This is a genomic window from Ileibacterium valens (assembly GCF_001945525.1).
GTDB lineage: Bacteria > Bacillota_I > Bacilli_A > Erysipelotrichales > Erysipelotrichaceae > Ileibacterium > Ileibacterium valens.
In genome coordinates, this window is sequence record NZ_MPJW01000278.1 from 1 (window position 1) to 9,272 (window position 9,272).

The 9,272-nt window shown below is 39.3% G+C and carries 2 protein-coding genes; both read right to left on the bottom strand.

Annotation, left to right across the window (positions count from 1 at the left end):
* A partial coding sequence (locus BO222_RS12735; protein ID WP_143356863.1) for a hypothetical protein occupies window positions 1-328 on the bottom strand: 328 nt, incomplete at its 3' end.
* A 1,237-nt stretch (window positions 329-1,565) separates the two neighbouring features.
* Entirely contained in the window at window positions 1,566-9,137 is a 7,572-nt protein-coding gene (locus BO222_RS14310; protein ID WP_083647827.1) for a Spy0128 family protein, read from the bottom strand.
* Window positions 9,138-9,272 lie beyond the last annotated feature (135 nt).

The following is a 9,272-nucleotide window of genomic DNA, read 5'->3' on the forward strand; positions in this document are numbered from 1 at the left end:
TTGAGTATTGAAACTCATAATTCCCTAATGTGAAGTGGCTTATATCAATAATTTCAACTAATGAAGTTGAAAAGTTGAGGTCGGTATCGGATAGAACAATTTGTTTGCTTACTGAATCGTAGGCTTCAAACATATAATGGTGATCCTCCGAAACACCTTTATATAAAACCGCTCCATTAAGTTCATTGTTTCTGATTCTTAAGATCGTTTCTTCAATCATTTCAATTCTGTTTTCGTGTTCCTGAATCATTTGTTCGAGTACTGAAAATCCGAGGTTCTGGCTTTTAAGCAGTTGAAGAATGTCAATATAAATCTTCTCTTTTTTCATAAAAAATCTCCTTTATTTATCGATTGACAAATGATATTTAGTTGTTTAAGTTATCGAACTAAATACCAAATTTGTTAAAGAAAAAGCACCCAGAGCGTTAAGCTGAAATAACCAAGTGTTAATCAACTTGACGCCCAAAATGGGTGCTTTTATATAACCACGAACAGCTTCAAGCTTCTTCTGTCCTAACTCGTCTTGCCATTGTGTTTTATGTTCAGTTTCAGATTTTCGCAGCAATCGATTTCTGAAACGCTTCTCTATTTATTCATCTGATAATGCTTATTGCTGATCAGACAGAACTTTTATTTTCGATATTCCCCTTTGAAAATAAAATAATCAGCATTTCTCTTTCTCATTTCGGATTTATTTGGAATCCGATTAATCGAGTTATTTTGCATCATGCAGATGATCGGAAAGATCATTGGAAACTCTTCTGTCTTTCCTATCCCTGTTTTGAATCTCCAATCCCCTCCTCTTTCTATTCATTTATCCGATCAATTATCATCGGAATCAGATTGACCTCAGGAAACTGGGTCATGTGTTTTAAATTATATAATCATTAGATTTCACATCAAAAGTCGTAATTAACGATATATTTATGAATGATATGGATATAATAATTTACTTTAAAGTTTTAAACTATATCTTTTGATTAATATACGTTTTATAAATTTTGCTCAAATTGTTCAGTATCCGGAATTTTTAGATAAATTAACATGGAAGCAAAATAATTTATGGGAATAAGCCATTAAAATAAATTATTCTATTTAAATTCTGTTATGAACGAAATATGAAAAAGTATACGTTTCTCAGGTATTTTTTATAAAAAACATCCGATTACGGTTATCTTTGTTTAATGATTCATTTACCAATTCGTTGATTCGTATGATTTCTTGTCTCTTTTTGATCTTGAATTTCAAAGATTTATGTGATTATCCTAGTAATTCTTTTTCGAGTCAGACAATTTAAGCAATTTGAGTTGAATTTCTGGCATTAAAATCCTTGCAATCAACGATTTTTTTCTTTTTCTTTGGCCTGTACTCTGTAAACCCGAAAACAGGCACAAAAAAAGCCTGCATTCAGACATCTGGTGGATGTAAGAATGCAGGTCATTTTTTGAGTATGAACAAGACGATGATTCAATTGCATTTCTTATTCATGCTTTTCTTGTTCATATTTATCTCATTCAATTGATTTGGTACAGCTTTATAGAAGTCGTCTCTGGATTTTTTTCAGACTAGGACTCCATTTTCTTTTTCTTTCGTTTGAAAGATACGAAGAACAGAGTTCCGGCTGTAACAATTGCTGTGATCATAGCTGAAATCCAAAGGGTTGGATTTGTTTCTGTTGCAGTATTGGCCGGTTTTCCAGTGGTTGGCTTTCCATTGAAGGAAGAAGTTGGCCGATCTGGTTTTTGTGGATTTCCAGAAGTTCCTGGTTTTCCTGGATTAATCGGTTCTTCAATTTCTACTTCATTGGATGGATAGGTTTTATCCCCTTCTGGATCATTGCCAAAGCTTGCACCTGCTATGTTTTTCCATGTGGTTGTTTTGGTTACTTCTGGAACCAGCACTTTAAAGGAAACCTGATAGGAATCACCTGGTTCAAGAACTGGAATCATCCAGCTCAGAGTATCTCCTTCGACAATTCCACCTTCAGAGATTGAACCTTCAACATAGGTTAATCCTTCTGGAATCACATCTTCAATACGTACATTTTCAGCTGCAGTTACTCCCTTACTGAAGACTGTCAGGATATAAGTCACTACATCGCCCTGGCTGACTTCAAGTTTTGAAGTAGTTGGAGTTTCTCCATTTTTGGACTGCTGTTTGATCAAATCTACTGCTGGAGCCTGGACTTCAGTTTCAATGGTTACTTCATTGGATGGATCTTCCTTATCCGGTCCGCCCGGTTTTGTTGGATCCTGTGGATCCTTTGGATTTTCCGGATTGTTTGGATAACTTATATAAGCCACATTGGTCCATTTTGTGTTTTCTTCTACAACTGGCACTCTGACCTGGAATGTCACTTTCCGTGTTTCTCCAGCTTTGATATCGCCAAGTTTCCAGATGATTTCTCCATCTTTTGCCTGGCCATCATCACTGATGGAATTTTCGATCAGTTCAAGACCGGAAGGCACCTTATCTTTTAGCGTGACATCCAAAGCAGTCACCGCAGAATCATTGGTGATGCTTAACTGATAGGTCACTGCATCCTCTGGTTTTACTGGTCGAATATCTGTAGTGAACTCGCCGTCATTGACCTTTTGTTCCTTCTGAATTTTCAGCTTAGGAATGTTGGCATTGACTTTGACTTCATTGGAATCGACTGGAGCATATGGTTTATCTGCACCATTTGATCCATCAGGATTATTCGGATTGTTGGAATAAACGCTTGAAGCCACGTTTACCCAGGTGGAAGCTTCCTTGATTTCAGGAATTCTGACCTGAAAAAAGCGAACAACACTCTGACCAGGATTCAGATCCCCTATTGTCCATTCCACGATATTTCCATTGAGCACTCCACCATCAGAAATGCTTCCTTCTACAAGGATCAGTCCTTCAGGAATGACATCGCTGATTCTGACATCTTTGGCAGCCGCTTTTCCATTGCTGGTAAGTCGAATGAAGTAAGTCACAATATCATTTGCCTTGGCATTCAGCTCTTCTTTTTGAGCCATATTGATATCGATGACTTCCATATTCAGTCCCTGCAGCTTTTCGATTTCAAGAGCAGGCAGGTTAACAGAAACATCAACCTTATTCGAAGGAATATCTACTGGTTTATTTGGATCCTGTGGAGTATCTGGTTTATCCGGTGTTCCTGGATTTTCTGGATCATTTGGCTGATCCGGATTTTCTGGGTTGTCGGGATTTCCAGGGTTTTCTGGATCATTTGGTTTATCCGGAGTTTCAGGCTTTTCAGAGTTTCCTGGATTGTCCGGATTATTGCCAAATGATGTATTGGCTCCATTGGTCCATGTAGTTTCGACATTGACTTTTGGAATTTCTACCGCAAATTCTACCGAGCGTTTTTCACCGACTTTCAGATCGCCTAGATTCCAGGTAATGGTCTGCGTTTTATCATCCACGCTGACTGGTTTTGGAGTAATCGAATTCTTATCGAGAATTAATCCTGCTGGAACCTGGTCAGTGATCACTACATCAGTAGCCGTCGCTTTTCCAATATTTTCAACAACAATCTTATAGATCAGTTTATCGCCGATTTCACCGGTAACTGGTGTATCGACAAAGTCATTTTCTGGCTGATCGATCTTCTGGAACTTATGAATCTTCAGTTCTGGAACATCGGTCTGAACAATAACTTCATTTGAATCTTTTTCAATTGGATTTTCAGGATCTTTTCCAAACGCAGTGGAAGCCATATTGGTCCACTTCGTATAGGAATCAACCACTGGAACTTTAACCTGGAAAGTCACTTCTCTGGATTCTCCTGGTTTTAAGGTTCCCAGATTCCAGATCACCATCTCCTGATCTTCAGCAGTTACATAGTTACCACCAACAGAAACAGAATTGGCTACATACTTGAGTCCAGCTGGAATGACGTCTTTTACGATGACATTTTCAGCTTTGACTTTACTTGTGTTTGTAACTACAAGCTTATAGGTCACTACATCCTTATTGACAGCCGTCAGAATATCCTGAGTGAAATCTTCAGGTTCTTTACTGTTGAGAGCCTGGTATTTCTGAATTTCAAGATCTGGAACATCCGTTTCGATCTTTACGATATTGGATGGGATCTTTTCATCTGGATCTTCTGGATTGTTTTCATACTTTACAAATCCCTGGTTGGTATAAAGAGTTGGTTTGTCTACCTGTGGAACTCTTGCTCTAAAGGAGACAATCATTGAACTCTGTTTTGCCACAACAGGTAAATTCCAGGTAATCATTCTGCTCTTTTCATCATAAGAAGCCTGGCCTAAAGAAGATTCAATCAGTTCAAGACCTTCTGGAACTACGTCCGTAACTACCGCATTGATCGCATCAGCATTTCCAGTGTTGATTACAAGCAATTCATAGGTGACTTCATCACCGGCTTCAACCCAGATTGGATCTTCGCCATTCTGTTTGTCACCATTGTTGATGATCTGGAATTTTTCAATTCCTAAATTTGGTACGGTTGGATCAATCTGAACAGTTACCTGTTCGGTATTGGTCGTTTCGTTTGGACCGCCTGGGTTATTTCCATAAGCAGCCTGTGCGATGTTTGTGAATGTCGTACGGTTTTTAACCGATGGAGCAATCACAGTAAATTTTACCGTCGTGGATGCGCCTGGACTCAATGAATCAATAGTCCAGCGAAGTTCACCGGTTTTCTCATTGTATGATCCATTCCCCTGAGAGCCTGGCAAGAAAGTCAGTCTGGCATCCAGATCACTTCCGCGATCCGGATTTGGGATAAAGTCAGTAACGACAATATCCTTGGCTGCTGCAGTCGCCGTTTCTGGAACACTCACCTGTAAATGGTAAGTGATCAGATCTCCAGCTTTTACGTTCTGCAGATCCTTGGTTAAAGCTCCACCATTAATCTGCTGGAACTTTTCAATTTCGAGATCCGGCAGACCCACGTAGGTGTTGGTAAACAGAATATCTTCAATTTCTGCATTATCATTTTCTCTTGAGTACTTGATTGAAGTGGTTTTCACTCCATTGACATTTCCCTGATCATCCAGAGTATGTTCAACTTCAATGACCGCAAGGAAGGAAGCTTCATCAAAAATCATCTGATCTTCTGGTTTCTGAGAAGCTGGAATAAATTCAGTTACGCGGTAGGTATAGGTACCTGCCTGTTTGAATGTAATTTCCGGGAAAATGAACGTTCCATTTTCCTTATTGCCTACAGTATGTTTGTTATTAACACTGCCTTGCGGCATCGGCATTTCAGCTGGTTTTAAATCTACTGGATTTTTCAGCTTGGAACTCAGATTAATTCTGCGTTCAAACTGAGTTGGAATCTGATTGGCGTTCTGATTTTCGGCACCGTCAGTTTCCGGATTTGAACTTTCAGAACCTGCACCTGATTCAGTCCCTGGTTGATTTGCATTTGAAGAATCCAGATTTGTTCCTGTTTCTTCAGAAGTTTCATCATCAGCTCCTGTACCTTCAGTGGTTGCTGAATTATCTGGTGTTTGTATTGGAGCAGTTTCTGGATTTTCTTCTTTGTTTGTTTCGTCTTTATCTGTTTCTTCTTTTTCTACAGTTGCCTTAACCGGTTCAAGAACAAACTGGAAATCATTTTCCTTGAGTACGCGGTTCGAGCCTTCTGTATTGCTTAAACGTTTGTAACCCTGAATCTGGGCTGTATCCGTTCCCTTTTTGGTATTTCTGAATTTGTGAATAAGTTCGGTATTCACACCGATTATTCCTTCAGAAGAATCATTCACTAATACGTATCCTTCTGCAGGAAGTTCTTCAATGGTATATTTCGTTCCAATTGGCAGACCATACAGACGTAAAGATTCTCCACCCTTCAGTTTCAGAACAGAGTTGGATGCAATATCTGTTGGAACCTGAGCGATTCCATTGATTACCTTGACCATTTTAAGAGTCTTCGTAAATTCCTGATTATTTGAATCTTTCAGTGTCAGTTTGAAGCTGAACTCTTTATTCAAATCATCTTCAGTTAATGTCACGTTGTTGCCAGCCGCTAATTCTTTTGAAATCTGCAGACCGGCATCGTTCGTGAATATACTTTCGTTCTCTTTTGGAAGTTCTGATTTTTCAGTATTAATACTTAACAGGCCCGTTTTTTCATCTTTTTCGATTACAAGCTGATGATTGATAATCTTCTGATCGTACTGGATCTGATTTGCAAAACCATTGATGTGAGTTTCCGGGGTATTTTCTTTTACAGTGATCGTATATTCACCAGGTTTGGTGAATTTGATATTGGCAAAAGAAATATGTCCGTTTTCATCACTGATGGCATTCAGATTTGGATTGCCATTCTCATCCACAGGAAGAACAATTCCATCGTCCTCTTTACGTTCAACATCCATCGTAAAGCTGTATCCAGCTGGAGAAGATCCCACCGTCTGTTTAGTTACAGTTGGTGCCCATTCAAGGAAAGTATTGAACTTGTTTGTAAAGATGGCTGAATTTCCATCAAACGGTTTTCCATCCTTCGTCACTGTTACTTCATAGACCAGCGAATAATCTTCAGAAAAATCAATATCGCTTTGGGTTTTGACATCTACAACAACTTCATATTCTGTTAAATCATATGTTAGGGAAGGATCTGTTCCAGCAATCTCTTTAATGGTGTATCGGTGAGTTCCGACTTTCTGGTAATTGAGAGGTCTGAACTTGCCTTCAACGGAAAGTTCTCCTTCTTTTCCATGAAGCATCAGAGTATCTACGCGATTTCCATTTTCATCCAGAAGAACAAACTGGAAGACATCGTTTTCCGTCATTTGTCTTCCTTCCATATGCTTGGTTACTGGAATTTCGACATCCGTATTCTGATAGTAGTTCTTGAATGTAATCAGATTTCCATTGATATCTTTGGTGGTACGCATGGATGCTTCAAGAATTTCAACACCCTGATCATCTTTATCTTTTTCAACACGAATTGTTACCTCGTGTTCCTTTTTATCAAGAACGATATTATCGATCTCATTGGTCTTCATTTCAGTGATGACATAGTGATAGAGACCCGGTTCTTCATAAGTAATTGGATCAAAGCTGCGGTTTACGCTTTCTGTTCCATCATACTTAATAACGACCTCATCCGTTTTAGGCATCGGAGTAGATGAAGCCTGATCCGATTTAGCCCGGCTTAGTGATGCGGGTTCAATTTTAAAGACGTACTGGTCTCCTGGCTGACCTTCACCAATAATTTCCTTATTAAAACCAATTCGATATGTCGTGATGGGTGAATAAACATTCGTAAATTCAAGACTGTCTGCAGCCTGACCATCTCTTATAATTTCCATATTCACATCGATATCCTTTGTGGATTCATTCTGAACTGGTTTTAAGATGGCCTGATAAACCGTTGGATCGTATTCCATATTTTCATAAGGCTGATCCGGAATGATTTCGCTGACTTCAAATTCGAATGTTTTATCGATGTCTTTCGCTACAAAGGACATTGGGCTAAACAGAGCTTTCTGGCTTGTCAATCCTTCTTCAAATTCAACGGCAGCCCGGTTGGTCCAGTCTTTGCCAAACTTATCTTTTGCTTCCTGATTAACAGGTTTTAAAACAAATTCATACGTTTCACCCAATACGGAAGGACGGCCCTGCAGGTGTTTGGTCACTTCAAGGCTGGCTGCTCCATTGGGTTCAAAACGGTTGTGATAGTGTACAGAAACCTGAGGACGGTTTTTATCCGTGATTGGAGATTCAGGAGTGTATTCTCCATAAATCATTCCTTCAACTGTTCCGGTCTCTGGATTAACTGTCGTCGTTGTATTTCCAGCACTGTTTCCATTGACCGTGATATCTTCAACGACAAAGGAATCATCTGATTTTTCCTGAATTTTGTAGCTGGTATGATTTGGCAGATTGTACACGACGATCTTGTCATCCTGCTTTAATTCAAAAGTATATTTACCTTCTGAATTCACTAAGTCCGGCTGTTCCACACCATTTTTCATCCAGGAAACAGATGGCAATGGGCTTTTAATATTCGTCACCTTATCAACCGAATTCAGATCGATTTCAAATGAGAAGGTATCGGTTGTTCTGTCTCCAGAAACAGCTTTAGACAGAGTCAGAGAACCAGGAGCGCTGGCGTTAATGAATTTAACGTAGTTATTCTCCTGTGTTGCTCCTTCGATGACCTTTCCTTCTTCGTAATCCGTGAAGATTTCCTTCTGGTCAGTTCCCACAACCACCTTACCGCTGGCAAAGGTAGTGATAATCGAACCATCTTCATTCAATTCGGAAACACGGTATAAAGTGCCTTCAGGAAGACCTTCCAGGCGCATATACTGTCCATGTTTCAAATTGAATTGTGAATTCACATAGGCAAATCCATCACTGACTTTATTATGATCTGCATCGTAAATGGTATATCCATAACGGTTAACCAGATCTGTTCCTTCGTCAAACTTCTGAGTTGGCTTTCCACTTAAAGTCACTGGATTTTTCAGTTCCAGTTTGAAGGTGTAATCACGATCATGATCAGGATGAATTTCCTGATCATCAGAGATCTGAACTTTCACTTCTTTTTCAATTTCAAGATTTCCAGTGTATTTCATCGGAACGGTTTTCAACTCTTCAAATGGAAGCGTAAACCGCATATAGCAGGAAGAACCTGAAGCTCCGCGTTCGGTATAGAAGAATGTCAGACGATAATACTCCGCTTCATTTTCTGTTCCATCGGCTTTGTGATAAGGAAGAATTCCTTTTTCCGTCCGACCAGAAATCTGCTTTACAGTATCCCAGAGGTTAACATACATACCCACTGAAGAATGAACTCCTCCAATATCCGCAACCAGAGTGGTGTTAGAGAGGTTTTCATGGCTTGTTCCATAGTTATTTACTTTGGAAAGGAAGACATACATGTCATCATCCCCGTAGAAGTAATAACGCAGTGGACCAGCATATCCTGGATCAATAACAAAATCCGCTGAAAAGGACATTCCAAAGTAGGAGTTATGATTTTTTCCATCATCCGATGGTGGAAAGTTTTTTGGTTCCTCTAGAGGTGATGTCCCTTCACCATTTAATCCAGTAAACTGATTTTTATTGTCTTCGTTGTAGCTGCCATCCGATTGTTTTACTCCATAACCAAACTTCATGTCATGGCCATCAGTTCCATAAGTTGGAGCTGAATCCATTGGCCAGATGTATTTGTTAGTTTAAAAGTGGCTACTTTTTGACGAATATCGGTTGAAAAGTTGCCACTATTTTTGTATCTTCTGCTCCTTAATCTGAGGAGAACAGGAGGTACCGGAAAGGTGATCAATTACATG